Here is a 22,649-nt window from a genome sequence, read left to right on the forward strand (position 1 = left end):
GTAGTTTGACGGCGCGGCGTTGCCCATAGCCCTTGTGGAGCGGGCAGGGGGCGGGCATGGTCCGGAAATGCTCCGACTTCTCGCCATTCTCGTCCTCGTCGCAACGCCCGCCTTGGCCCAGGAGGCGAAGGTCTATCCGGCGCTCGACGATGCGGTCGGCAACCGGACTGTCACGGTCTACTCGTCGCTCGACGAGCCGCTGGCTCGGCCGATGATCGCGGCGTTCCAGGCCGCCAATCGCGACATCGCAGTGGCCTATGAGGACCTGCAGACCGTCGACATCTACGATCGCGTGGTGGCCGAGACCGATGCCGGTGCCCCCACTGCAGATTTCGCGTTCTCTTCGTCGATGGACCTGCAGGTCAAGCTCGCGAACGACGGTTATGCGCAGGAGAGCAGCCTACCGCTGTCAGCCAGTTGGCCGCGCTGGGCCAACTGGCGCAACACGGCCTACGCGCTGACCTATGAGCCGGCTGTGTTCATCTACCACAAGCCGAGCTTTGCCGGATCGAAGCCACCCTCGACGCGGGCGGAGCTGATCCAGTACCTCAAGGCCAATGCGGACACGATCCACGGCCGGATCGGCACTTACGACATCGAGCGATCCGGCGTCGGCTTCATGTTCTTTTCGCGCGACCAGGAGCAGTATTCCGACCTCTGGACGCTTGTCGGGGCCATGGGCGCGGCCGGCGTAAAACTCTACTCGACCACCTCGGCGATCGTTGATCGCGTGGCCGATGGCCGGTTCGTCTTCGGCTACAACATTCTTGGCTCCTACGCCGCCGAGACCGCGGCCCGGAACCCCGATCTCGGCATCATCCTCCCCGCCGACTACACCATCGTCACCTCCCGCATCGGGCTGGTGCCGAAGGCCGCGGCCAACCCCGATCTCGGCCGCCGCTACCTGGCGTTCTTCATGTCGGCCGAGGGGCAGACGATCATGGCGCAGCAGCTGCAGATCGCCGCGCTCAACCCCAACGTCACCGGCGACAACACCGCCAATGCCATGCAGCAGGCGCTCGGCAACCAGTTGCGGCCCGTGCCGGTGAGCCCCGGGCTGATGGTCTATCTCGACCAGGTGAAACGCGCCCGGCTGATCCGGCGCTGGAACGACGCGCTCAGCATCCAATAGGCAGCGACAGGTTCGCGACAGCTTCGTGTGGTCTGGTCCACGCTAGCCGAGGCGTAAGAGCGTCCGGCTGAGGAGTCTGGGAGGACCCCGCAGTTTTGATCAGCGTTGCCGCAACCGCGCGGCAGCCCGCGGTGTTTCATCGCGGGGCATTCCCCCCAGGTTGAGATAACGCCGGTCGGCAACGCTTCGACCGCAATGGAGGACAACAAATGAAGCATCTCGTAGCGACTGCCCTGCTGGCCGGCGCCCTGGCGCTGCCCACAGCGGCGTTTGCCGCCGACTACTCGATCATGGCGCCTGCCGCGCCTGGCGGCGGCTGGGACCAGACCGCCCGCTCGATGCAGGAGGCGATGACTGCCGAGGGTATCTCTGGCAACGTGCAGGTTACCAATGTGCCCGGCGCCGGCGGCACCATCGGGCTGGCGCAGTTCGTGCAGGAAGCCAATGGCAATCCGAGCAAACTGATCGTCGGCGGTTACGTGATGGTCGGCGCCATCCTCACCAACAAGGCGCCGGTGACGCTCGATGCGGTGACGCCCATCGCGCGGCTGACCGGCGAGTACGAAGTGATCGTGGTGCCGGCAGCGTCCGATATCCAGACGCTGGCCGATCTTGTCGCCAAGCTGAAAGCCGATCCGGGTGCGGTGTCGTGGGCCGGTGGTTCGGCCGGTGGCACCGACCACATCACGGCGGGCTTGTTCGCCAAGACCGTCGGCGTCGATCCGAAGCTGGTGAACTACGTCGCCTTCTCGGGCGGTGGTGAAGCGCTCGCGGCCGTTCTGGGCAACCAGGTGACGGTCGGTATCTCGGGTTATGGCGAGTTCCAGTCGCAAGTCGAGGCCGGCGCACTGCGCGTCATCGGTGTATCGGCGCCTGAGAAGGTGGCGATCATCAACGGCCCGACCTTCAAGGAAGGTGGCGTGGATCTCGTCGTGCAGAACTGGCGCGGCGTGTGGGCTGGTCCCGGCCTCAGTGCCGAGCAGACGACTGCCATTGGCGCCGACATCGAGAAGATGGTGAACTCGGAGTCGTGGAAGAAGATCCTCGAGACCAAGGGCTGGAACAACACCTACCTCCCTGCCGACGCGTTCAAGACCCAGCTGGCCACCGAGATTGCCTCCACCGAGGCAATTCTCAAGGACGTCGGTCTCGTGCAATGATCGAGCCCATGGCTCAGGCAAACAAGCAGCGCCGCCCAGACTGGGCGGCGCTGGTCATCGCTGCGGGTCTGCTGGCTCTCGCGCTGCTGGTCGCGTGGGATGCCTCGCGGCTGGGCAGCGGCGGCGCCTACGCCCGCATCGGCCCTCAGACCATTCCCTATGTGATCGCCTTCTGTCTCGCCGTCCTTGCCGTCTCCACCGTCATTGCGGCGTATCGGCATAGCTTCCCGGAGCGCGACGAGCAGGATATCGCGCCGGTACTGTGGATCGTCGGCGGGCTAGTGGCACAGATGGTGCTGATCAAGTTCACCGGCTTCTCGATCGCCACCGGCATCCTGTTCGGGATGACGGCGCGCGGCTTCGGCGCGCGGCGGCTGTGGTTCTCCATTCCCGCCGGCATCCTGATCGCCGGCGTCGTCTGGCTGATCTTTGCCCGCGGGTTGTCGCTGACCCTGCCGGCTGGCCCGCTCGAGGCGGCGCTGACTGGTGTCCTGCAGACGCTGGTGCAGTTCGTCGCGCTGGTCATTACCAGCATTCTCGGCTTCTTCCGGAGCTTTGCCTGATGGATACGTTCATGCTGCTCTGGCAGGGCCTCGCGGTGGCCGTGCAGCCGATCAACCTGCTGTACGCGCTGGTCGGTGTAACGCTCGGTACCGCGGTCGGCGTACTGCCCGGCATCGGCCCCGCAACCACGGTCGCGCTGCTGCTGCCGGTGACGTACAAGCTCGATCCGGCCGGCTCGCTGATCATGTTCGCCGGCATCTACTATGGCGGCATGTATGGCGGCTCGACCACGTCGATCCTGCTGAACACACCCGGCGAGAGCGCCTCGATCGTCACGGCGCTCGAGGGCAACAAGATGGCCAAGGCGGGCAGGGGTGGTCCGGCTCTAGCCACTGCCGCCATCGGCTCGTTCGTCGCCGGGCTCATCGCCACCATCGCGCTGGCGTTCCTCGCGCCGTGGGTGGTGAAGTTCGCGCTCGCCTTCGGGCCGCGTGAGTATTTCGCACTAATGGTGCTGGCCTTCGTCACGGTGTCGGCGGCCTTCGGCGATTCCGCCCTGCGCGGGCTGACCTCGCTGTTCATCGGGCTGACGCTTGGGATCATCGGCATCGACCTGCAGACCGGCCAGGCGCGACTGAGCTTCGGCATCCCCGACCTGCTCGACGGCGTCGAAGTCACGACACTGGCCGTCGCCATGTTCGCCATCGGCGAGACGCTGTTCGTCGCCGCGCAGGGCAAGCGGGCGCCCGAGACGGTGGAGCCGGTGCGTGGCTCGCTGTGGATGAGCGCCAAGGACTGGTCGCGCTCGTGGAAGCCATGGCTGCGCGGCACGATCATCGGCTTCCCCATTGGCGCCATGCCGGCCGGCGGCGCCGAGATCGGCACGTTCTTTTCCTACGCCGCCGAAAAGAAGCTCTCCAAGCACCCCGAGGAGTTCGGTAACGGCGCCATCGAAGGCGTCGCCGGCCCCGAGGCCGCCAACAACGCGTCCGCCGCTGGAACGCTCGTGCCGCTGTTGACCCTGGGCCTGCCGACCTCGGCGACCGCGGCCATCATGCTCGCCGGCTTCCAGCAGTATGGCCTGCAGCCCGGCCCGCTACTGTTCACTTCGAACCCGCAACTGGTCTGGGGCCTGATCGCCAGCCTGTTGATCGCCAACCTGATGCTGATCGTCCTCAACCTGCCGCTGATCGGGCTGTGGGTGAAGCTGCTGACCATCCCGAAGCCGTGGCTCTATGCCGGCATCCTGCTGTTCGCGACGCTCGGTACCATCGGCGCCAACCCGTCGGTGTTCGAACTCGGCATGCTGCTGGCCTTCGGCCTCCTTGGGTATGGCCTTCGCCTTTTCCACTTCCCGATCGCGCCGGTCGTCGTCGGACTGATCCTCGGTCCGATGGCCGAGCAGCAGTTGCGACGGGCGCTCGCTATCTCGCAGGGCGACGTGATGGTGCTGCTCACCTCGCCCATCTCAGCGACGCTGCTGACGCTGGCCGCCCTGGCGCTGATCGTGCCGCTGATCCTCAGGGTGCGCGGCAAGGGCCAGGTGTTGGCGGAGGTGGCGTCCGACGGGGACTGATGTTTGCGTCATGCGCATGGCTTGCCTGCCCTCGGCCCCTCTGCCGAAGGCAGGCGACGCTTCCCACATCAGGAGCAACGAAAGGCGCTTCCGATGACCCGCAAATCCAGTCTGCTTCGTGACTTCTTCACGCTGTTTGGTGCAGCCAATGCCGCTGCCGCGGCCACCCACGAAAGCCGCAGCCCGAGGGCTCGCGACCTTCGGGTGCTCGGCATCAAGCCGGAACAGTTCCGGTCAATAGGCCGCTAAGCTAGCCCCAACTGAGTGGGATGACGTCGACGATCTCGCCGGGCGGCACGCCGGGCGATTCCTCGGGCACCACGATCAGCGCATCGGCGAGCGCCAGGGACATCGAGTGGCTGGAGTCGGTCTCGAAGATCGGCTCGACCTGCATGTACCCGATGTCGTTACGGCTGAGACTGGCGCGCATGTAGTGGCGACGCGGGCCGTTTGCCGGCAGGCCGAGCAGGGTAGGCACGCCGATGCGTGGCCAGAACGGATCGATGTGGCCCGTCATGGCGCGCAGCGCCGGCTTCAGGATCACCGTCGCCGTCACCAGCGCCGACACCGGATTGCCGGGTAGTCCGAACACCAGCGTCTTGCCGCGCGTGCCGAACATCAGCGGCTTGCCAGGACGCATCCTGAGCTTCCAGAAATCCAGCTCGACGCCCAGGTCACGCAGCACTTCCTGCACATAATCGCGCTCGCCGACGCTGGCGCCGCCAGTGGTCACCAGCATGTCGACACCCTGGTCGAACGCGCCAAGCAGCGCCGCCTCGAGCTTGGGCTTGTCGTCGGCGACGATGCCGAGATCGATCACCTGGTCGGCCCAAGGCGCGAGCAGCGGGATCAGTCCGTACGAGTTCGAGGCGATGATCTGGTCCGGGCCGAGCACGCCACCGGGGGCTACCAATTCGTCGCCGGTCGCCAGCACCGCAATCTTCGGGCGCCGGTTCACGGTCAGGCTGGGATGGTTGGCCGAAGCCGCGAGGTTCAGCATGGCCGGGGTGAGTGCAACCCCTGCCGGCAGCAACTCGGCGCCGCGCTTGAAGTCAAAACCCTGCTTGCGGACGCTCTGACCGACAGGCGGCGTCTTCGCGAAGCTGATCTGGTTGCCTTTAGCCGTCGCTTCTTCCTGCATGATCACCGCATCGGCGCCGATCGGCAGCGGTGCACCGGTGAAGATGCGGACGCATTGGCCGTGCTCCATCATGCCGACGAAGCGAGCACCCGCCTGCGAGGTGCCTGCGAGCTTCAGTGGCCTGCCGGGAACGACTTCGGCGGCGCGTACAGCGTAGCCATCCATGGCGCTGGCGTCGAAAGGCGGCTGGCTGTGCCTCGCAATCAGCGGCTGGGTCAGCACCCGGCGATGCGCCCGGGCAAGCGGCACGCTCTCGCTGCCGAGCACCGGCAGCTTCTTGAAGATCCGCTCGATGGCCTCGTCGACCGGCATCATCGGTGGAAATCACCCGACTTGCCGCCCGACTTTTCCTCGAGCTGGATGGATGTCACGCGCATGGCCCGGTCATGCGACTTGGCCATGTCGTAGAGCGTCAGTGCCGCGACCGATGCTGCCGTCATCGCTTCCATCTCGACGCCAGTCTGCGCCGTCGTCTCGGCGGTGGCGGTGATGAGCAGGGCGGGGCCATCGCCCACGATCTCGACGCTCACCTTGGTCAGCGGGATCGGGTGGCAGAGCGGGATTAGTTCCGAGGTCTTCTTCGCCGCCATAATGCCGGCAACGCGGGCCACCGCCAGGGCGTCGCCCTTCTTCAACTCGCCACCTAGGATCAGCGCCACGGTCTCGGGCTTGGCCTCGAGGCGTGCGGTCGCAACGGCCCGTCGGCGCGTTACCGCCTTGTCGCCGATATCGACGATATGCGCTTCCCCCCGCTGGTTGAGGTGGGTGAGCGCCATGTCAGCCGCGCAGCAGCTTGATGGTCGCGGCAGTGACGTCGTCCTGCCGCATCAGGCTCTCGCCGACGAGGAAGGTCCCGATGCCCGCCTGCTCGAGCCGCACCAGATCGGCATGCGTGTTGACGCCGCTTTCGGACACCAGATGCACGCCCTGCGGCACACCGCCGGCGAGGGTCACCGAGGTGTTGAGCGTCGTCTCGAAGGTGCGCAGGTTCCGGTTGTTGATGCCGATGAACTCGGCGTTCAGCCCAAGCGCGCGGTCGAGCTCGATCTGGTCGTGCACTTCCACCAGCGCGTCCATCCGCCATTCTTCGGCGGCGTCGAGCAGGTAGCGGGCCGTATCGTCGGTCACTGCGGCAAGGATCACCAGGATGCAGTCGGCACCCCAGGCGCGACTCTCAGCCACCTGGTAGGTCTCGAACAGGAAGTCCTTGCGCAGCACGGGAAGCTTCGTCGCGTTGCGCGCCTCGATCAGGTAACCCGGCGCGCCCTGAAAGCTCGGGCGGTCGGTGAGCACCGACAGGCACGCGGCGCCGCCAAGCTCGTAGGCCCGGGCGATCTCGGCAGGGTTGAAGTCAGGACGGATTAGACCCTTGGATGGGCTGGCCTTCTTCACCTCGGCGATCAGCGCAAACTGGTTGTCGGCGCGCTTCTTCTTCAGCGCCGAGAGGAAACGGCGGACTGGCGGCGCGTCATGCGCTTCGGCCACCACTTCGTTCCATGGCCGGAGGGTCTTCGCCGCGGCGATCTCCTCACGTTTGTAGACTTCGATCTGCGAGAGGATGTCGGACATGGATCAGCTGTTCGAAACGGAGATAAGTTTGTCGAGGGTGGCCTTGGCGCGGCCGGAGTCGATCTCGCGGGCGGCGAGGTCGGCACCCAGCTTCAGCGTGTCGGCGCGACCAGCGACGATGAAGGCGGCAGCGGCGTTGAGCAGCACGATGTCGCGGTAGGGGTCCTTGACACCATCCAGCAGTCCGCGCAGCCGCGAGGCGTTGTAGGCCGGGTCCGCGCCTTTGAGGTCCGCCATGGTGGCGCGCGGCAGGCCGGCGTCCTCAGGGGTGATCTCAAAGCTGCGAAGGTCCCCGCCCTTGATAGAGGCGACGAAGCTCGGCCCGGTGGTAGAAAGCTCGTCGATGCCATCGGCACCGTGCACGACCCAGGCGGAGATAGCTCGGTTGGCGAGCAGCGCTGCCGCGACCGGCTCGACCCATTTCTTGTCGTAGACGCCGAGCATGTAGCGGCGTGCACCCGCCGGGTTGGACTGCGGCCCCAAGAGGTTGAACATCGTGCGGGTGCCCATCTCCATGCGAGTGGGACCGACATGCTTCATCGCCGGGTGATGCGCCGGCGCGAACATGAAGCCGATGCTGGCTTCGCGGATGCACTGGCTGATCTTGTCCGGCCCGATATCGGTCTTGATCCCGAGCGCCTGCAGCACATCCGAGGCTCCCGACCTTGAGCTCAGCGCGCGGTTGCCGTGCTTGGCCACCGGGACGCCCGCGCCCGCCACGACGATCGAGGTCGCGGTTGAGATGTTCAGCGTTTCCGCGCCGTCGCCGCCGGTGCCGACGATGTCGATGATGCTGTCCGGCGCATCGACCGCCACCGGCACCATCTTGTCGCGCAGGATCGACACGGCCGCGGCGATCTCGCCCACCGTCTCGCCCTTAACCCGCATCCCCATCAGGAACGCGCCGATCTGGCTGGGAGTCGCCTCGCCATCCATGATCGTGGTCATCACCGAGCGCATCTCTTCGCCTGTCAGATCCTGGCGCGACGCGATCTTGTTCAGAGCCCCCTTGATGTCCATCACGCGGCCTTCCTGAGGTTGAAGTCGCGGGCGATGTTGAGGAAATTCTGCAGGATCGCATGCCCGTTTTCCGACGCGATGCTCTCGGGGTGGAACTGCACGCCGTGGCTCGGATAGCGCCGGTGCTGCATGCCCATGATCAGTCCATCATCGGTGGACGCCGTAACCTCGAGCACGTCGGGCAGGCTTTCCGGCCTGACGATCAGCGAGTGGTAGCGCGTCGCCTCAAAGCCGGAATTGAGGCCGCGGAACAGGCCCTTGCCGCTGTGATTGATCTTCGACGTCTTGCCATGCATCAGGTGTGGCGCGCGGATCACCTCTCCACCCATCGCCTGGCCAAGCGCCTGGTGCCCGAGGCACACGCCGAGGATCGGTGTCGTCGGGGCAAACCGGTCGATCAGGCTGAGGCAGATGCCGGCCGTGTCAGGCGTTGCCGGGCCCGGTGACAGCACGATGGCCTCAGGCGCCAGCGCGTCGATTTGATCGAGGGTGATCTTGTCGTTCCGCCACACCTCGGACTCGCCGCCCAACTCGCCCAGGAAGTGGACGAGGTTGTAGGTGAAGCTGTCGTAGTTATCGATGACGAGGAGGCGCATGTCTCAGGTTCCAGGCTCGGACGTTATGTAAAACACCGGGTCATTGCCGCGAAAGCGGAAATGTCAGAATCAGAGCTGCCCCCGCCATCGTAGATTGCTCATTGGCCCACCCGCGCTTCGCCGGCGTAGCGGAGCGCCTCTTCGGCCGCGCTGAACAGGGCACGGGCCTTGTTCTCGCACTCGAGCTGCTCGAGCTCGGCCTTGCTGTCGGCGACGATGCCCGCACCGGCCTGCACGTAGATCTTGCCGTTCGAGACGATCGCCGTGCGCAGCACGATGCAAGTGTCCATCGTTCCATCTGCACCGAAGTAGCCGACGCAGCCGCCATAGATGCCGCGGCGCGATTTCTCCAGCTCGTCGATGATCTCCATCGCCCGCACCTTCGGCGCACCCGACACGGTGCCGGCCGGAAAGCCCGCCGCCAGTGCGTCGACGAAATCGTGCTTCGGGTCGAGGTCACCAACGACGTTCGAGACGATGTGCATGACGTGCGAGTAGTACTCGAGGAAGAACTTGTCCGTAACCTCGACGCTACCGATCTTGGCGACCCGGCCGACATCGTTGCGGCCTAGGTCCAGCAGCATCAGGTGTTCGGCCAGTTCCTTCGGATCGCTCAGAAGTTCGTCAGCCAGTTCCTTGTCGCGCGTCGGCGTGGCGCCGCGCTTGCGGGTGCCGGCTATCGGCCGGATGTTGACCTTGCCGTTTTCGACCTTCACCAGGATTTCCGGGCTCGAGCCCGCGACGGCGAAATCGCCGAAATCCAGCATGTACATGTAGGGCGAGGGGTTGGTGCGGCGCAGCGCGCGATAGAGCGCCGTCGGCGGCAGCGTGAACTCCGCCTCGAAGCGCTGGCTCAGCACCACCTGGAAGATGTCGCCCGCCCGGATGTACTCCTTGGCGTCTTCGACCATCCGCGCGTACTCGGCGACCGAGGTGTTGGACTTTACGGCGATCAAATCGATGTCCGGCGGCGTCGAGGTGTAGGGCAGGGTGCGCCCCATGCGGCCGACGGCATCGTCGATCCGGCTTTGCGCGCCTTCCCAGGCCTGCTTTGCGGTCACGCCGGGCCGGATGTAGACCGGCGCAGTGAGATACAGCTCGTCCTTCAGCGTATCGAACACCGCGAGCACGGTCGGACGCATCAGGATCGCTTCCGGGAACCCAAGCGGGTCTTCGTGACGATCCGGCAGCACCTCCATCAGGCGCACCATGTCATAGCCGAGATAGCCGTAGATGCCGGCTGCAGTGGACGGCAGGCCCGGCGGCACTTCCGCCTGACTCTCGGCCACCAGAGAGCGCAGCACATCGAGCGGCGGCTCGCTGACCGGCACGAAAGCGTCCGGCGTCAGCCCGGCATTGCGGTTGATGCTCGCCTGGCCTTTTTCGACCTTCAGGATGATGTCCGGGTCGAACCCGATCATCGAGTAGCGGCCGACCGTCGCGCCGTCCTGCACGCTTTCGAGGAGGAACGTATTCTTCCGCCCCTCGGCGAGCTTCAGGTAGGCGCCGATCGGCGTCTCCAGATCCGCCACGACGCGGCGGAAGACGATCTGAGCGCGACCAGCGTCGTAGCCGGAAGCGAAGGCCCCAAACTGGTCGTCAGTGGTCATTTCAGGGCGCCGGTGTCGGTAAGCTGCCTGAGCACCTGATCGTTGATCCGCATGCCGGCCTCGGACTTCAACCCGGTCAGGAAGTCGGCATACAGGGCGTCGCGTCCCGACTCCTCGACATACTTCTTGATGTCGGCCGGGGCCTCGGCGACGCCGGCATTCACTTCGACCACCTGGAACACCACGTGGTCGCCGTCGCCGTTGATGGCAGAGCCGAAATGCGTCGGCCCGCCGTTGAAGATCTCGTTGGCAACGGTCTGGTTCAGCACCGAGGTTCCGTCGCCCGAACGCTTCAGCGGCTGGCTGAGGATCGGGAACTGGCCGATGCCCGTGGCCACGTCGGCAAACGGCGTGCCCGCCTTCAGCTGGTCCGTCAGCTTGGCAACTTCAGCGACGAGCGCCTCGTCGGTCTTGGCGTTGGTCCAGGCGGTAGCCACGGCATCGTGCACTTCGGCCAGCGTCTGGTCGCGCGCATCGTCTACCTTCTTCAGGTCGAACCAGACATTGCGGTTGGAGCTCAGCTGGATGGTAGGGGCAAGGTCGCCCAGTTCGGCCTTGAACACGGCGTCGGCGATGCGGGTCGCATCCTCGGGCGGGATATCGGGGCTGGTGGCCAGTTCGGCGCCGCCTTCGGTCAGCGGGACGCTGAACGTGTTCAGCCCGAAGCGAGCAGCAATCTCGGGGAGCGGCTTGAAGGCGGCCCGCAGCTCCTCGATCTGGTCCAGGATGTCCGCGTACTCATTGCGAGCCTGGGTCAGCGCCAGTTGCTTGGCGATCTCGGCCTTCGAGTCCTCAAGGCTGATCGCGCCGCCCGGCTCGATCGCCGAAACGGTGATGGCGCGCTTCGAACCGATGCCCTCGATGATCACGAAATCGTTGAGCGCGAGGCTGAACGCCGCGTCAGCGAGGCTGGTGTCCGTAACCTCATTCTTGCTGAGGGTCCCCAGATCCTGCGCCGTGGCGCCGGCCGCGGTCAGGATGTCGGCGAATGGCGTGCCGGCAGCCTTGCCGTCGGTAAAGGCTTTCTCGAGTTCGGGCGTCGTCAGCGCGACCTGCTTGATGGTGCGGCGCTCGATCTTCACCCGGCTGTCCTTGGTGCGCTCGTATTCGGCGGCGACCTCTTCGTCCGTGATCTTCTTGGTGGCGGCGATTGCATCGGGCGACAGCGCCAGCAGTTCCACGGTGCGGGTCGCCTTGGTGCGGAAGTCGGCCTGGTGGTCCTTGAGGTAGGTCGCCAGCTCTTCTTCAGTCGGCTCGGCAACCGGGGGAAGGGCCTGGGCGTTCAGCACAAAATAGTCGACGGTTCGCGTGTCGGACGAAAATCGCGTCAAGAGCTCAGTCGCCGCGGCCGGCGAGGGCGAACCCGCGAACAGGCCGCTTGCCAATTGCTGGCGCCGCGATGCCTTGGTCTGGAGGTCGAAATACTCAGCTTCGGTAAGGCCGTTCTGCTGCAGGACGCGCAGGAAGTTGTTGCGGTCGAAGGCGCCCAGCGTGCTCGAAAAGCTCGGGTCCTCGCGCAGCATCTTGCCAAGACGGTCGTCGGATACTCCGAGCCCCATATCCTCGCCGAACTTGTTGATGGCGGCTTCACCGGCCAGCCGATCCAGCACCATGCCCGGCACGCCGAACGTCACGGCCTCCTCGGCCGTCGGCACCCGGCCAATCTGCTGGGAGACCGCGTTGAGCTGCGTGTCATAGGCGCGCTGGTAGTCGCGGACCGAAATGTCCTGTCCCGCGACGGTGGCGACGGTGTTCGATCCAAAGCCGGTGATGACGTTCGAAATACCGAACCCCGCCAGGCCGACGATCAGAAAAGCACCAAGAATCTTGCCGAACCAGGTCTTGGTCAGGTGGCGAAAGCTATCGAGCATCGAGACAAATCCAACAACAGCCGCCTCCCCGGCGGGCGGCGGATACTAGACAGGGTCGAGTTTGTGCCGCAAGGCACATGGAACGGGGGTTATGGGAAACTCCCACAATAGGCAAGTAGAAGGAGCGTCAAGGTGACGGCAGAGATCACGCCGCTGATCGCGGGCAACTGGAAGATGAATGGCACCACCGCCTCACTGGGCGAGGTGCAGAAGCTCGCGAGCCTCCTGGCACAGGGCGGCGGCCCGCGCTGCACCGTGGTGATCTGCCCGCCGTCAACGCTCCTCGAACGGCTCAACGAACTGGCCTCTCCGGCAGGCATCGTCACCGGCGGTCAGGATTGCCACCCAGCCGCCAGCGGCGCCCATACTGGCGATGTCAGCGCCCAGATGCTCTCCGATGCGGGGGCGCAGTATGTCATCGTCGGACATTCCGAACGCCGGACCAACCATGGCGAAACCGATGAGCTGGTGCAGCTCAAGGCACTGGCTGCCCATGCAGCGGGGCTGGTGCCGATCATCTGCGTAGGCGAAACCGAGGCCCAGCGCGATGCCGGCGAGGCGGAGAGCGTCGTCGCGGCCCAGCTCGCCGGGTCCATTCCCGACGATTGGGCGGGGCATCAGATCGTCGTCGCCTATGAGCCGGTCTGGGCCATCGGTACCGGCCGCACGCCCAGCTCAGCTGACATCGCTGAGATGCACGACGCCATCCGCACCCGCCTGGTAACCCGCTTCGGCGAGCACGGGGCCGCGACCCGCATCCTCTATGGCGGCTCGATGAAACCGTCGAACGCCAGCGAGATCCTGCGCATCTCGAACGTCAATGGCGGGTTGGTCGGCGGCGCCAGCCTCTTGGCAAACGACTTCCACGCCATTATCTCCGCTGTCTAGAACAGGCATCCGGCGCCGATAGAAAGGCGGCGGATGGCGCTGGCATTTGTCTTGGCGCGCGTGTAGAAGGCGCGCCAACCCGATATCGAAAGCCTGAAGGTCCAATGGCCAACGTCCTGATCGTCGCCTATCTCCTAATCGTGCTCGCGCTGATTGCAGTCATCCTGCTGCAGCGGTCCGAGGGCGGCGGGCTCGGCATGGGTTCGAATTCCAACGGCTTGATCTCCGTTCGCGGCTCGGCGAATCTGCTGACCCGCACCACGGCGATCCTTGCGGCGCTGTTCTTCGCTTCGGCGATCGCGCTCACCGTGCTCTCCTCGGTGGACCGTGGCACCAGTTCGATCCTCGATCGCGCCAGCCAAGGCGGTGAGACGCCGACGACCGTGCTCGACGCCATCCAGCAGATGCAGCAGCAGACGCAGGGCGACCTGCCGGTGCCGGCCGGTGGCACTACCACTGCGCCCGCGACGACGACCACTCCGTCGACGACGACCGAGGGCACGACGACCGCCCCGGCCACCGGCTCCGATCTGCCTGTGCCGACGGAAACGGCTCCGGCCACCGAGACGCCGGCAACGACAGAACAACCAGCGGCGCCCGCCAACTGAGGCCGCCGCGACAGCGAACCAAAGAAGGGGATGGCAACATCCCCTTCTTCTTTTTGTGTGGGGCCATGCCAACATGATCGGCATCGCCCTTGAGAATCAGAATTTCGACCGCTTAAGGTAAAAGCCCATGGCACGGTACGTTTTCATCACCGGCGGCGTGGTTTCCTCATTGGGTAAAGGCCTCGCTTCCGCGGCTCTCGGCGCGGTTCTGCAGGCTCGTGGCTATAAAGTCCGCCTGAGGAAACTCGACCCTTACCTCAACGTCGATCCGGGCACGATGTCGCCCACGCAGCACGGCGAGGTGTTCGTCACCGACGACGGCGCGGAAACCGACCTCGATCTCGGCCACTACGAGCGCTTCACCGGCCGCCACGCCAACAAGCGCGACAACATCACCACCGGCCGCATCTATTCCGACATCATCGCCAAGGAACGCCGCGGCGACTATCTCGGTGCCACCGTGCAGGTGATCCCGCACGTCACCGACGCCATCAAGGACTTCATCCGCGAGGGCAACGAGGACTTTGACTTCGTGCTCGTCGAAGTCGGCGGCACCGTCGGCGATATCGAGGGCCTGCCGTTCTTCGAGGCGATCCGCCAGTTCGGCAACGACCTGCCGCGCGGCCACGCCATCTACGTCCACCTGACGCTGATGCCGTTCATCCCGTCGGCGGGCGAACTGAAGACCAAGCCGACCCAGCACTCCGTCGCGACGCTGCGCTCGATCGGCATCGCGCCGGACATCCTGCTGATCCGTTGTGACCGCCCGATTCCGCAGTCGGAGCGCAAGAAACTCGCGCTGTTCTGCAACGTGCGCGAAAGCGCCGTGATCCAGGGCCTCGACGTCGCCTCGATCTACGACGTGCCGCTCGCCTACCACAAGGAAGGCCTCGATCGCGAAGTGCTCGCTGCCTTTGGCATCGAGGACGCGCCGGCGCCTGATCTGCAGGCCTGGGAAGATGTGTCGTCCCGCCTCCACAATCCGGAGGGCGAGGTCAACATCGCCATCGTCGGCAAGTACACCGGCCTCAAGGACGCCTACAAATCGCTCAGCGAAGCCTTGGTGCATGGCGGCATCGCCAATCGCGTGAAGGTCAACCTCAACTGGATCGACTCCGAGATCTTCGAGCACGAGGACCCGGCGCCCTATCTCGAGCACATCCACGGCATCCTGGTGCCGGGTGGGTTCGGCGAGCGCGGTTCAGCCGGCAAGATCCAGGCGGCCCGTTTCGCGCGCCTCAAGGACGTTCCGTATTTCGGCATCTGCTTCGGCATGCAGATGGCGTGCATCGAAGCTGCGCGGAACACCGCCGGCATCAAGAACGCCAATTCCACCGAGTTCGGCCCGACCAAGGAACCGATCGTCGGCATCATGACCGAATGGGTCAAGGGTAACGAGCAGGTTACGCGGACCGCGGAAACTGATCTCGGTGGCACCATGCGGCTCGGCTCCTATCCCGCGCAGCTCGCCAAGGGCAGCCGCGTGGCCGATATCTACGGCTCGACCCGGATCACCGAGCGGCACCGCCACCGCTATGAAGTGAACATGAACTACCGCAAGGTGCTCGAGGCTAACGGCCTGCTGTTCTCCGGCGTTTCGCCCGACGGCAAGCTGCCGGAGATCGTCGAGCGGACCGATCACCCGTGGTTCATCGGCGTGCAGTTCCACCCGGAACTGAAGTCGAAGCCGTTCGAACCGCACCCGCTCTTTGCCAGCTTCATCGAAGCGGCGAAGGAACAGAGCCGGCTGGTCTGATGGAAATCGGCACGGCGCGGCTGGTGCTGCGCCGCCCACGGCCCGACGATCTGGATGCCTTCTTCTGGATCATGTCGGATACCCAGGGCATGCGCTACTGGTCGACGCTTCCACACGCCGATCGTGAAGTCACCCGCATCTGGCTCAATCAGAAGATCGAGCGGACGGCAGCGGGAGGCCAGGATTTCGCCATCGAGTTCGACGGCCGCGTCATTGGCGACGTAGGCGCCGGGCGCCTGCCGGATTTCGGATTCATGATCCACCCCCAGCACTGGGGAAAGGGAATAGCCACCGAAGCGTCGGCGGCCTTCATCGACCACGTATTCTCGAGCAAGCTGACCGACCAGTTGCTGGCCGATGTCGATCCGCGGAACGTCGCGTCACTCCGGGTATTGGAGAAGCTCGGCTTTGCCCGGACCGGCGAAGCCAAGAACACCTTTCTCCTCGGCGACGAATGGTGCGACAGTGTCTATCTGGCGCTGCCGCGCCCAAGCTGAGCCGACGGGAGCACGCAATGGCCGAGATCATTTCCCTCTCCAAAGCGCGCAAGGCCAAGGCTCGGCTGGCGAAAGAGCAGACTGCGTCCGAGAACCGCGCCAAGTTCGGGCGCACCAAGGCCGACAAGCAGCGCGATACGGCAGAGGCCGCGCGCAAAGGCAAGGGGCTGGACGGTCACCTGCTGAAAGATGAGTGATTCCGCGGCAATCGTCGCTGTGGAGCGCGCCATCGCCGCGGCGCATATGAGCCTCCACCTCAAGCCTAGCTGGTCCGCCGGTACATGAGGAAGCCGTAAGAAAACTAACGGAAAAGCGACTGGACGCGACCATACGCGAGGAATAGGGCAGGGGCGTTGCCGCTCTTCCCCGGAGTATTACCGTGACCGTGCTTTACGATTTTTCCGCTCCGCTGCTCGGCGGGGCCGAGCAGCCATTGTCTGCCTATCGCGACAAGGTCGTCATGGTGGTCAACGTCGCCAGCAAGTGCGGCTTCACTCCGCAATATGCCGGTCTCGAGAAGCTCTACGAAACCTACAGGGATCGCGGCCTCGTCATCCTCGGCTTTCCGTGCAACCAGTTCGGTGACCAGGAGCCGGGCACCGAGAGCGAGATCGCGGCGTTCTGTGATCTCAACTACAACGTCACCTTCCCGCTCTTCGCCAAATCCGACGTAAACGGGCACGATGCGCTCCCGCTCTACAAGTGGCTGAAGCGCAAGGCGCCAGGGCTGCTCGGGCTGCAGAAGGTGGCCTGGAACTTCACCAAGTTCCTCGTCGATCGCAGCGGCAAGCAGGTGCAACGCTTCGCATCGGCTGTGGAGCCGGCCGACCTCGCCGGTCCTATCGAGAAGCTGCTCTAGCCTTTGTGATGCAGCCGCCGCCGCTCGTGCCGCGTCTCGTGACGCAGCTCGTGCTCCGCCACACGGTCGACGATACGACCCCGCCAGAACAGCACTGCGCCCCAGGCTACAAAGCCCAGTAGCACCACCAGTCCCAAGACCACCCCACCAGGCATCTTCGCCACCTCATTTGGGTTGCTGAGGGGGAGGATATGCCGGTTGCGGTGCGGTGAACAGAGGCGAGTGCGGAGGCCAGCTACCGCCCCCGCTGGGCGGCGCCGCCCGACTAGTCTCGCTCGAGCCCCCACGACGCGTAGAGCCGGTTCAACTCCTGCTCACCGTCGGCAAATACGTGCGGCAGACCGGACGTCAGCGCCAGTTGCCGGTATTTCTCGGCGGAGTTCCGAGTCTTCCACAGCCACCCGATCATCCTCAAATTGACCGAGTCCTGTTCCCCGTCCAGGGCGCCAGCCCGCGATTTCTGGAACAGGGTGCGATGGAAATAGCGTCGATAGCGCGTGCCAAGGCTGGCGTTGATGACGAGAATGGCGGTGGCCCGCCGAACCCGCTGCGGCGCAAGCCTCGAATAGCACCCATCCATCACCCAACCGGGCTCGAGGATGGCCTTGTCGTGGAGGGCGGCGAACTCCTCCTCGGGACACACCTTCCAGTTGGTGTTGGGCAAATGCTGAAGGCGGTCGAGGTGAATGGCAGGGATATCGAGCTTCTGAGCCATGGCTACGGCCAAAGTCGATTTTCCCGAATTGGTCGGGCCCATGATCATGATGCGGTGGCCGAGGCCGGCGAGTGGAGGCACGTCCTTCATGGCAGTCCCTCCCAGAGACAGAAAAGCCGCCCCGGCACTTGGCTGGAGCGGCATAAGAGCAGGGAGGAGCCTTATTCCGGCTGCTGGTCCTTGCCCGTGTAGACCTCGTCCACCCAGTACTGATCCCGGCGCCAGAAGCCGTTGAACGGGGTCAGCGAGGCCTGGGTGTAGGCACCCATCAGGCCGAACTCCACCCAGTCGTCCTCGTCGATGTCGGACGGCAGCGTGAACACCTGGGGCAGCACGTCGTAGCTGTCGCAGGTCGGGCCCCAGACGGTGAACTCGGAGAAATCCTGGTCGTTGTCGTGGACACGCGGACCGCGCCAGACACGCACCGGCGGCGTGAAGTGCATGAACTTCACTTCCATCAGCGAACCATAGGCGCCGTCGTTAAGATATACCGACTGCCCGCCGCGCTGATGTTTTACGCGCAGCAGCAGCGAGGTGGACGAGGTCACCAGCGCGCGGCCGGGCTCGATGATCAGCTCGGGCTTCGACTTGCCGAAGTTGTCCTTCACCGCCTGCGAGATGGTCTCGAAATAGTAGTCCATCGGCGGCGCTTCGGAAGTCGGATAGGGGGCCGGGTAGCCGCCGCCGATGTTGAGGCGCTTCAGCTCGATGCCCGACTCTTCGCAGATCTTCGCCGCGGCGGCGATGTGCCGCTCGTAGGCATATGCGTCCTCGCACTGGCTGCCGACGTGGAAGCACAGCGACGGGGTGTAGCCCATCTGGTCGACGAGGCTGACGATCTCGGCCGCGCCGTCCTGCATGACGCCGAACTTGATGCCGAAATCGTACGACTTCAGCGCCTTGCCGGCCTTGAAGCGGGTGGTCACCTCGATGTCGCGCGAGGGCGACACCACCGCGGCCAGCTGGTCGAGCTGCTGCGGGTGGTCGATGGTGAAAGAGCGGACGCCGAACTCCTCGTAGGCGCGCTCGATCTCGCGCTTGTTCTTGATCGGGTTGTTGTAGTGCATCACCGCGCCGGGGGCGTAGTCGCGCACCAGCTCCATCTCCATGTTGGAGGCGACGTCGAAGGCCTTCAGGCCCTCTTCGTGCAGTTGCTTGATGATGTGCGGCGACGGGTTGCACTTGACCGCGTAGGTCAAGAGGCCGTCGAAGCCCTTCTTGAACACCTTGGTCGCCCGGTGCAGCTCCTTGGAGCAGAACAGGAAGCTCGGAAAATCCGGCTCTTCGCTGGCGATAAGCTGCGACGTGTTGGCGTAGACCGTGGTCGGCTCAGTCATTGGGCGGCTAACCTTTCAGGGGTCTTGTACGAGAAAGTCCTCGAGGGGCAGAAAAGTGAGCGCTGCATATAGGGTCGATTGACCCACTGGGCAACGTCATATTTCAGGGATTACCAATCCGTAAGCCCAGCACCTAAAAGGCGCCAGATTCGCGGCGTTTGTCGGGTCATCGCAGCGCGTTGTCCGCGCAGTATCGCCTGAGGATGTGACGATGTCGAAACAGGGTTGGATTATGGCGCTCGGCGGGGTCGCCGCCGGTGCCGCACTGGTGTTCGGGTATGCGGAGATTTCGAGTCGAACGACGCCATCAGCGCCGGTCGCGATCGCTGCCCAGGCCGCTGAGACGGCAGCGCCGGAGACGAGGGCTGTGCCAGCCACCCGGACCGAGATGCAACTGAGCTTCGCGCCGGTGGTCAAGTCGGTGACGCCCTCCGTGGTCAATGTCTACGCCACGACCATAAGTCAGCAGGCGACGTCACCGTTCCTCAACGATCCATTCTTTTCGCAGTTCTTCGGCGGCGACAGCCCGTTCATGGACAGCCGCCCGCAGAAGTCGCAGTCGCTGGGCTCGGGCGTCATCGTCGATGGTGCCGGCGTGATCCTCACCAATCACCACGTGATCGAGGGCGCCACCGACATCCGCATCTCCACCAACGATGGCCACGAGTACGCCGTTGACCTGGCGCTCGATGACCCCAAGACCGATCTCGCAGTGCTGAAGGTGAAGGATGCCAAGGGCGCGACCTTCCCGGCACTGACCTTCGCCGATTCCGACCAGCTCGAAGTCGGCGACCTGGTGCTGGCCATCGGTAACCCGTTCGGCGTCGGCCAGACCGTCACCTCGGGCATCGTCTCGGCGCTGGCGCGGACCGGCGTCGAAAGCTCGAACTACGAGTTCTTCATCCAGACCGATGCGGCCATCAATCCGGGCAATTCGGGTGGCGCGCTGGTCGACCTGCAGGGCCATCTCGTGGGAGTTAACACCGCGATCGTCTCCCGCTCCGGCGGCTCGGTCGGCATCGGCTTCGCTATCCCCGCCAATATGGCGAAGCTCGTGGCCGAGACCGGCATTTCCGGTGGCGCGCTGGTTCGCCCATGGTTCGGCGCTCGCATGCAGCCGGTGACCGCCGATCTCGCCGACAGCCTCGGCCTGGGCCAGGCCCGCGGTGCGCTGATCAGCGAACTCGCGCCGGGCGGTCCCGCCGAGAAGGCCGGCTTCGCCGATGGCGATGTCATCCTCTCCGTCGATGGTTTCAACATCGAGCAGCCGAGCGCCTTCGATTTCCGCCTCGCCACCAAGCCGGTCGGGGCCACGGCGGACCTGCAGTACTTCCGCAGCGGCAAGACCGAGGACAAGATCATCACGCTGGAAGCCCCGCCGGGCGCCAGCAAGCCGGTGTCGGTCTCCGGTAACACGCGCTTCTCCGGCACGTCGGTCGAGACCGTCACTCCTGCCGTGGCGCAAGAGCTGGGGCTGCCCTACGATACCCACGCGGTGCTGGTTCGCGGAGTCGAGGCCGGCTCTCCGGCTGACGACATGGGCCTCAGGGCCGGGGACCTTATCCTCAGCCTCAACGGCGACCCGACCGACAGCGCCGAGAGCTTCGGCAAGCTGGCCAACGATCGTCCGCAGAGCTGGCGTGTTGTGCTACAGCGGGGTGGCCGGATTGTCCGGGCCGAGGTGAGTGGTTGATGCTTTCGCTGTTCGATGATGCCGCGCCGCGTCCGCTCGCCGAGGCCCTGAGGCCGCAGCGGCTCGCCGACGTCATCGGGCAGGATCATCTGCTCGGGCCCAACGGTCCGATCGGCCGCATGGTCGCCGCCGGTCGCGTTTCGTCGTTCATCCTCTGGGGCCCACCCGGGGTCGGCAAGACGACGATTGCGCGGTTGGTCGCCAAAGAGGTCGGGCTCGACTTCGTGCAACTGTCGGCAGTGCTCTCGGGCGTAGCCGACCTCCGCAAGGTCATCGCCGACGCCAAGGCGCTGCGCCTCGGGGCAGGGCGGCAGACGGTGATGTTCGTCGACGAGCTCCACCGCTTCAACCGCACGACGCAGGACGCGCTCCTGCCCCACGTCGAGGATGGCACCGTCATCCTCATCGGCGCCACCACCGAGAACCCCAGTTTCTCGATGGTCGCAGCGCTCCTCTCGCGCGCCAAAGTCTACACCCTCCGCCGGTTCGAAAAGCCCGACCTCGCAATCCTCGCCGAACGCGCCGAGGCGCATGTCGGCCGCAAACTCCCGATCACCGCCGAAGCCCGCGACGCTTTGCTGGAGATGGCCGATGGCGATGGCCGCTACCTGATCGGCCTTGCCGAAGAGCTGTTCGCACTCCCCGAGGACGCGATGCTCGACGTCGCCGCGCTCGCCGAAACGGTCCAGAAGCGCGCCCCGGTCTACGACAAGGGGCAGGAGGAGCACTACAACCTGCTCAGCTGCTTCCATAAGAGCCTGCGCGGCTCCGATGTGCAGGCCGCCATGTATTGGGCACAGCGCATGCTGGTCGGCGGCGAGCACCCCGACACCATCTTCCGGCGTCTCGCCTGCGCCGCCTCCGAGGATGTCGGCATGGCCGACCCGCAGGCGATGGTGCAGGTGATCACCGCCTGGAACGCCTTCGAGCGCACCGGCTTCCCCGAGGGCGAGCTGTTCATGGCGCAGGCCATCGCCTATGTCGCGACCGCACCCAAGTCCAACGCCGCCATGGTCGGCTTTGCCAACGCCAAGGCGCTGGCCCAGCAGACCGGTTCGCTGCCGCCGCCCAAGCACATCCTCAACGCCCCGACCAAGCTCATGAAGGAGCTCGGCTACAACAAGGGCTACCGCTACGACCACGACTATCCGGATGCCTATTCCGGCCAAGAGTTCTTCCCGGACGAACTCGCCGGTGACAGGCGGCCGGAGTTCTACCAGCCGAACGAACGCGGCTTCGAACGCGAGGTGATCAAGCGCCTCGATTTCTGGTCCAGCCGCCGCGAACAGCGCCGCGAGGAGGAGGGAGACAACTAGCGCTCCCGCCTTTGCTTGGCGGCATCTGAACAACCAAGATTAGCCATATCGAGAATCCGCGCCCCGAAGTCCTTGCGCCCCATGGAAAACTGTCACAACAGTCCCATATGACCTGAAGGGATCAGGGGAGGGGCCAGATAGAACTGTTCGCGCCAGAGTTCGCACCGTTCACGGTTGCATTGATCGTCATGCTGGCGATCGGCGTGATCGAGTTGCTATCCCTCCTCATCGGCTTTTCACCCTCCGCCTCCATCGAAGCGGCGCTGCCCGGCATCGATGTTCCCGACCTCGATGCGCCCGAGCTCAGCGGCGCCGAAGTCGGCCCGCTCTCCCATGTTCTCAGCTGGTTCTCGGTCGGGAGGCTGCCGTTCCTCGCGCTGCTCGTCATCTTCCTCACCGGGTTTGCGCTCTCGGGCTATCTCGTCCAGTGGGTGGTAACCGGAGCCGCCGGCAACCCGCTGAGCCCCTGGCTAGCCGCCGTACCGGCCGTTGCCGGCGCCAGCTTCGCCACGCGCCACCTCGGCCGCTGGCTCGGCGACATCTTCCCCCGGGATCAGTCCGAGGCGGCCAGCCGCTCCGAGCTCGTCGGCAGCTACGCAACGATCATTCGCGGCGAGGCTAAGCAGGGCCAACCTGCCGAGGCCAAAACTACCGACCTTCGCGGTCGCACCCATTACATCCTGCTCGAGCCCGGCGAGCCGGGCTCGACCTATGCCGCGGGCGACCGCGTCTTCATCGTCGGTCGCGACAAGAACGTCTATCGCGCCATCACCCGCCTCACCCCGCCACAGGAATAGCCCC

General features: G+C 65.1%; 24 protein-coding genes. 14 read left to right on the top strand and 10 right to left on the bottom strand.

Annotated features, from left to right (window positions below):
* The first annotated feature begins 67 nt into the window (after positions 1–67).
* The 5 genes from AC1DYL_RS03155 (at position 68) to AC1DYL_RS03175 (ending at position 4,621) form a co-directional block, all read left to right on the top strand.
* Complete coding sequence (locus AC1DYL_RS03155) at positions 68–1,132, top strand: ABC transporter substrate-binding protein (protein WP_477172046.1); 1,065 nt, start codon at positions 68–70, stop codon at positions 1,130–1,132.
* A gap of 209 nt (positions 1,133–1,341) precedes the next feature.
* Positions 1,342–2,292, top strand: a complete 951-nt coding sequence (locus tag AC1DYL_RS03160) for a Bug family tripartite tricarboxylate transporter substrate binding protein (protein ID WP_477172047.1) — start codon at positions 1,342–1,344, stop codon at positions 2,290–2,292.
* Between the two features lie 8 nt (positions 2,293–2,300).
* On the top strand, positions 2,301–2,855 hold the full coding sequence (locus AC1DYL_RS03165; RefSeq protein WP_477172048.1) for a tripartite tricarboxylate transporter TctB family protein: 555 nt from the start codon (positions 2,301–2,303) through the stop codon (positions 2,853–2,855).
* Positions 2,855–4,372 (top strand): tripartite tricarboxylate transporter permease, encoded by a 1,518-nt coding sequence (locus AC1DYL_RS03170; protein WP_477149380.1) that lies wholly within the window; start codon positions 2,855–2,857, stop codon positions 4,370–4,372. Before AC1DYL_RS03165 ends, AC1DYL_RS03170 begins: the two co-directional genes overlap by 1 nt.
* 93 nt (positions 4,373–4,465) lie before the next feature.
* Complete coding sequence (locus tag AC1DYL_RS03175) at positions 4,466–4,621, top strand: hypothetical protein (protein ID WP_477172049.1); 156 nt, start codon at positions 4,466–4,468, stop codon at positions 4,619–4,621.
* Between the two features lies 1 nt (position 4,622).
* Here AC1DYL_RS03175 and AC1DYL_RS03180 read toward each other — a convergent pair whose 3' ends face one another.
* From AC1DYL_RS03180 to AC1DYL_RS03210, 7 genes are all read right to left on the bottom strand, one after another.
* Positions 4,623–5,828, bottom strand: coding sequence for a molybdopterin molybdotransferase MoeA (locus AC1DYL_RS03180; protein WP_477172050.1), 1,206 nt, complete (start codon positions 5,826–5,828; stop codon positions 4,623–4,625).
* A complete protein-coding gene (gene moaC / locus AC1DYL_RS03185; RefSeq protein ID WP_477172051.1) occupies positions 5,825–6,289 on the bottom strand; it encodes a cyclic pyranopterin monophosphate synthase MoaC in 465 nt (154 codons plus the stop codon). Before moaC ends, AC1DYL_RS03180 begins: the two co-directional genes overlap by 4 nt.
* Position 6,290: 1 nt before the next feature.
* Entirely contained in the window at positions 6,291–7,082 is a 792-nt protein-coding gene (gene trpC, locus AC1DYL_RS03190; protein WP_477172052.1) for an indole-3-glycerol phosphate synthase TrpC, read from the bottom strand.
* 3 nt (positions 7,083–7,085) lie between these two features.
* Positions 7,086–8,105: an anthranilate phosphoribosyltransferase gene (trpD, locus tag AC1DYL_RS03195; RefSeq protein ID WP_477149375.1), complete on the bottom strand. Its 1,020-nt coding sequence runs from the start codon at positions 8,103–8,105 to the stop codon at positions 7,086–7,088.
* Positions 8,102–8,698 carry an anthranilate synthase component II gene (locus AC1DYL_RS03200; protein ID WP_477149374.1) on the bottom strand — a complete coding sequence of 199 codons (597 nt, stop codon included), beginning with the start codon at positions 8,696–8,698 and terminating at the stop codon, positions 8,102–8,104. Before AC1DYL_RS03200 ends, trpD begins: the two co-directional genes overlap by 4 nt.
* A 98-nt stretch (positions 8,699–8,796) precedes the next feature.
* Positions 8,797–10,308 carry an anthranilate synthase component I gene (trpE, locus tag AC1DYL_RS03205; RefSeq protein ID WP_477172053.1) on the bottom strand — a complete coding sequence of 504 codons (1,512 nt, stop codon included), beginning with the start codon at positions 10,306–10,308 and terminating at the stop codon, positions 8,797–8,799.
* A complete protein-coding gene (locus tag AC1DYL_RS03210; RefSeq protein ID WP_477172054.1) occupies positions 10,305–12,179 on the bottom strand; it encodes a peptidylprolyl isomerase in 1,875 nt (624 codons plus the stop codon). The genes trpE and AC1DYL_RS03210 overlap by 4 nt, the downstream gene beginning before the upstream one ends.
* Positions 12,180–12,311: 132 nt before the next feature.
* Between AC1DYL_RS03210 and tpiA the strand changes: the two genes are divergently transcribed.
* From tpiA to AC1DYL_RS03240, 6 genes are all read left to right on the top strand, one after another.
* Complete coding sequence (tpiA, locus tag AC1DYL_RS03215; RefSeq protein ID WP_477172055.1) at positions 12,312–13,067, top strand: triose-phosphate isomerase; 756 nt, start codon at positions 12,312–12,314, stop codon at positions 13,065–13,067.
* Between the two features lie 104 nt (positions 13,068–13,171).
* Positions 13,172–13,675 (top strand): preprotein translocase subunit SecG, encoded by a 504-nt coding sequence (gene secG, locus AC1DYL_RS03220; protein ID WP_477158032.1) that lies wholly within the window; start codon positions 13,172–13,174, stop codon positions 13,673–13,675.
* A 127-nt stretch (positions 13,676–13,802) separates the two neighbouring features.
* Positions 13,803–15,431 (top strand): CTP synthase, encoded by a 1,629-nt coding sequence (locus tag AC1DYL_RS03225; RefSeq protein ID WP_477158033.1) that lies wholly within the window; start codon positions 13,803–13,805, stop codon positions 15,429–15,431.
* Entirely contained in the window at positions 15,431–15,928 is a 498-nt protein-coding gene (locus AC1DYL_RS03230) for a GNAT family N-acetyltransferase (RefSeq protein ID WP_477172056.1), read from the top strand. The genes AC1DYL_RS03225 and AC1DYL_RS03230 overlap by 1 nt, the downstream gene beginning before the upstream one ends.
* Positions 15,929–15,945: 17 nt before the next feature.
* Positions 15,946–16,125 (top strand): DUF4169 family protein, encoded by a 180-nt coding sequence (locus tag AC1DYL_RS03235; protein WP_477149367.1) that lies wholly within the window; start codon positions 15,946–15,948, stop codon positions 16,123–16,125.
* A 182-nt stretch (positions 16,126–16,307) separates the two neighbouring features.
* Positions 16,308–16,787 carry a glutathione peroxidase gene (locus tag AC1DYL_RS03240; RefSeq protein ID WP_477172057.1) on the top strand — a complete coding sequence of 160 codons (480 nt, stop codon included), beginning with the start codon at positions 16,308–16,310 and terminating at the stop codon, positions 16,785–16,787.
* Here the strand turns inward: AC1DYL_RS03240 and AC1DYL_RS03245 are convergent.
* The 3 genes from AC1DYL_RS03245 to AC1DYL_RS03255 form a co-directional block, all read right to left on the bottom strand.
* Complete coding sequence (locus AC1DYL_RS03245) at positions 16,784–16,942, bottom strand: hypothetical protein (protein ID WP_477149365.1); 159 nt, start codon at positions 16,940–16,942, stop codon at positions 16,784–16,786. The genes AC1DYL_RS03240 and AC1DYL_RS03245 overlap by 4 nt on opposite strands.
* Before the next feature lie 110 nt (positions 16,943–17,052).
* Positions 17,053–17,592, bottom strand: a complete 540-nt coding sequence (locus tag AC1DYL_RS03250; RefSeq protein WP_477172058.1) for an isopentenyl transferase family protein — start codon at positions 17,590–17,592, stop codon at positions 17,053–17,055.
* A 71-nt stretch (positions 17,593–17,663) separates the two neighbouring features.
* Entirely contained in the window at positions 17,664–18,839 is a 1,176-nt protein-coding gene (locus tag AC1DYL_RS03255; protein ID WP_477172059.1) for a type III PLP-dependent enzyme domain-containing protein, read from the bottom strand.
* Between the two features lie 211 nt (positions 18,840–19,050).
* Here AC1DYL_RS03255 and AC1DYL_RS03260 point away from each other — a divergent pair, with 211 nt between their 5' ends.
* The 3 genes from AC1DYL_RS03260 to AC1DYL_RS03270 all read left to right on the top strand — a co-directional run bounded on the left by AC1DYL_RS03260 (position 19,051) and on the right by AC1DYL_RS03270 (position 22,645).
* The gene (locus AC1DYL_RS03260; protein ID WP_477172060.1) at positions 19,051–20,532 is read left to right on the top strand and encodes a DegQ family serine endoprotease; all 1,482 of its coding nucleotides are present in this window, start codon (positions 19,051–19,053) and stop codon (positions 20,530–20,532) included.
* On the top strand, positions 20,532–21,848 hold the full coding sequence (locus tag AC1DYL_RS03265; protein WP_477149362.1) for a replication-associated recombination protein A: 1,317 nt from the start codon (positions 20,532–20,534) through the stop codon (positions 21,846–21,848). Before AC1DYL_RS03260 ends, AC1DYL_RS03265 begins: the two co-directional genes overlap by 1 nt.
* A gap of 143 nt (positions 21,849–21,991) precedes the next feature.
* The gene (locus AC1DYL_RS03270; RefSeq protein ID WP_477172413.1) at positions 21,992–22,645 is read left to right on the top strand and encodes a YqiJ family protein; all 654 of its coding nucleotides are present in this window, start codon (positions 21,992–21,994) and stop codon (positions 22,643–22,645) included.
* The last annotated feature ends 4 nt before the right edge of the window (positions 22,646–22,649 follow it).

The organism is Devosia sp. P1_H9, assembly GCF_056405135.1.

Excerpts from the sequence above, each read along its gene's own strand:
- AC1DYL_RS03155 (WP_477172046.1), top strand. The coding sequence starts at position 68 with ATGCTCCGACTTCTCGCCATTCTCGTCCTCGTCGCAACGCCCGCCTTG.
- AC1DYL_RS03160 (WP_477172047.1), top strand. The coding sequence starts at position 1,342 with ATGAAGCATCTCGTAGCGACTGCCCTGCTGGCCGGCGCCCTGGCGCTG.
- AC1DYL_RS03165 (WP_477172048.1), top strand. The coding sequence starts at position 2,301 with ATGGCTCAGGCAAACAAGCAGCGCCGCCCAGACTGGGCGGCGCTGGTC.
- AC1DYL_RS03170 (WP_477149380.1), top strand. The coding sequence starts at position 2,855 with ATGGATACGTTCATGCTGCTCTGGCAGGGCCTCGCGGTGGCCGTGCAG.
- AC1DYL_RS03175 (WP_477172049.1), top strand. The coding sequence starts at position 4,466 with ATGACCCGCAAATCCAGTCTGCTTCGTGACTTCTTCACGCTGTTTGGT.
- AC1DYL_RS03180 (WP_477172050.1), bottom strand. The coding sequence starts at position 5,828 with ATGATGCCGGTCGACGAGGCCATCGAGCGGATCTTCAAGAAGCTGCCG.
- moaC (WP_477172051.1), bottom strand. The coding sequence starts at position 6,289 with ATGGCGCTCACCCACCTCAACCAGCGGGGGGAAGCGCATATCGTCGAT.
- trpC (WP_477172052.1), bottom strand. The coding sequence starts at position 7,082 with ATGTCCGACATCCTCTCGCAGATCGAAGTCTACAAACGTGAGGAGATC.
- AC1DYL_RS03200 (WP_477149374.1), bottom strand. The coding sequence starts at position 8,698 with ATGCGCCTCCTCGTCATCGATAACTACGACAGCTTCACCTACAACCTC.
- trpE (WP_477172053.1), bottom strand. The coding sequence starts at position 10,308 with ATGACCACTGACGACCAGTTTGGGGCCTTCGCTTCCGGCTACGACGCT.
- AC1DYL_RS03210 (WP_477172054.1), bottom strand. The coding sequence starts at position 12,179 with ATGCTCGATAGCTTTCGCCACCTGACCAAGACCTGGTTCGGCAAGATT.
- secG (WP_477158032.1), top strand. The coding sequence starts at position 13,172 with ATGGCCAACGTCCTGATCGTCGCCTATCTCCTAATCGTGCTCGCGCTG.
- AC1DYL_RS03225 (WP_477158033.1), top strand. The coding sequence starts at position 13,803 with ATGGCACGGTACGTTTTCATCACCGGCGGCGTGGTTTCCTCATTGGGT.
- AC1DYL_RS03230 (WP_477172056.1), top strand. The coding sequence starts at position 15,431 with ATGGAAATCGGCACGGCGCGGCTGGTGCTGCGCCGCCCACGGCCCGAC.
- AC1DYL_RS03235 (WP_477149367.1), top strand. The coding sequence starts at position 15,946 with ATGGCCGAGATCATTTCCCTCTCCAAAGCGCGCAAGGCCAAGGCTCGG.
- AC1DYL_RS03245 (WP_477149365.1), bottom strand. The coding sequence starts at position 16,942 with ATGCCTGGTGGGGTGGTCTTGGGACTGGTGGTGCTACTGGGCTTTGTA.
- AC1DYL_RS03250 (WP_477172058.1), bottom strand. The coding sequence starts at position 17,592 with ATGAAGGACGTGCCTCCACTCGCCGGCCTCGGCCACCGCATCATGATC.
- AC1DYL_RS03255 (WP_477172059.1), bottom strand. The coding sequence starts at position 18,839 with ATGACTGAGCCGACCACGGTCTACGCCAACACGTCGCAGCTTATCGCC.
- AC1DYL_RS03260 (WP_477172060.1), top strand. The coding sequence starts at position 19,051 with ATGTCGAAACAGGGTTGGATTATGGCGCTCGGCGGGGTCGCCGCCGGT.
- AC1DYL_RS03265 (WP_477149362.1), top strand. The coding sequence starts at position 20,532 with ATGCTTTCGCTGTTCGATGATGCCGCGCCGCGTCCGCTCGCCGAGGCC.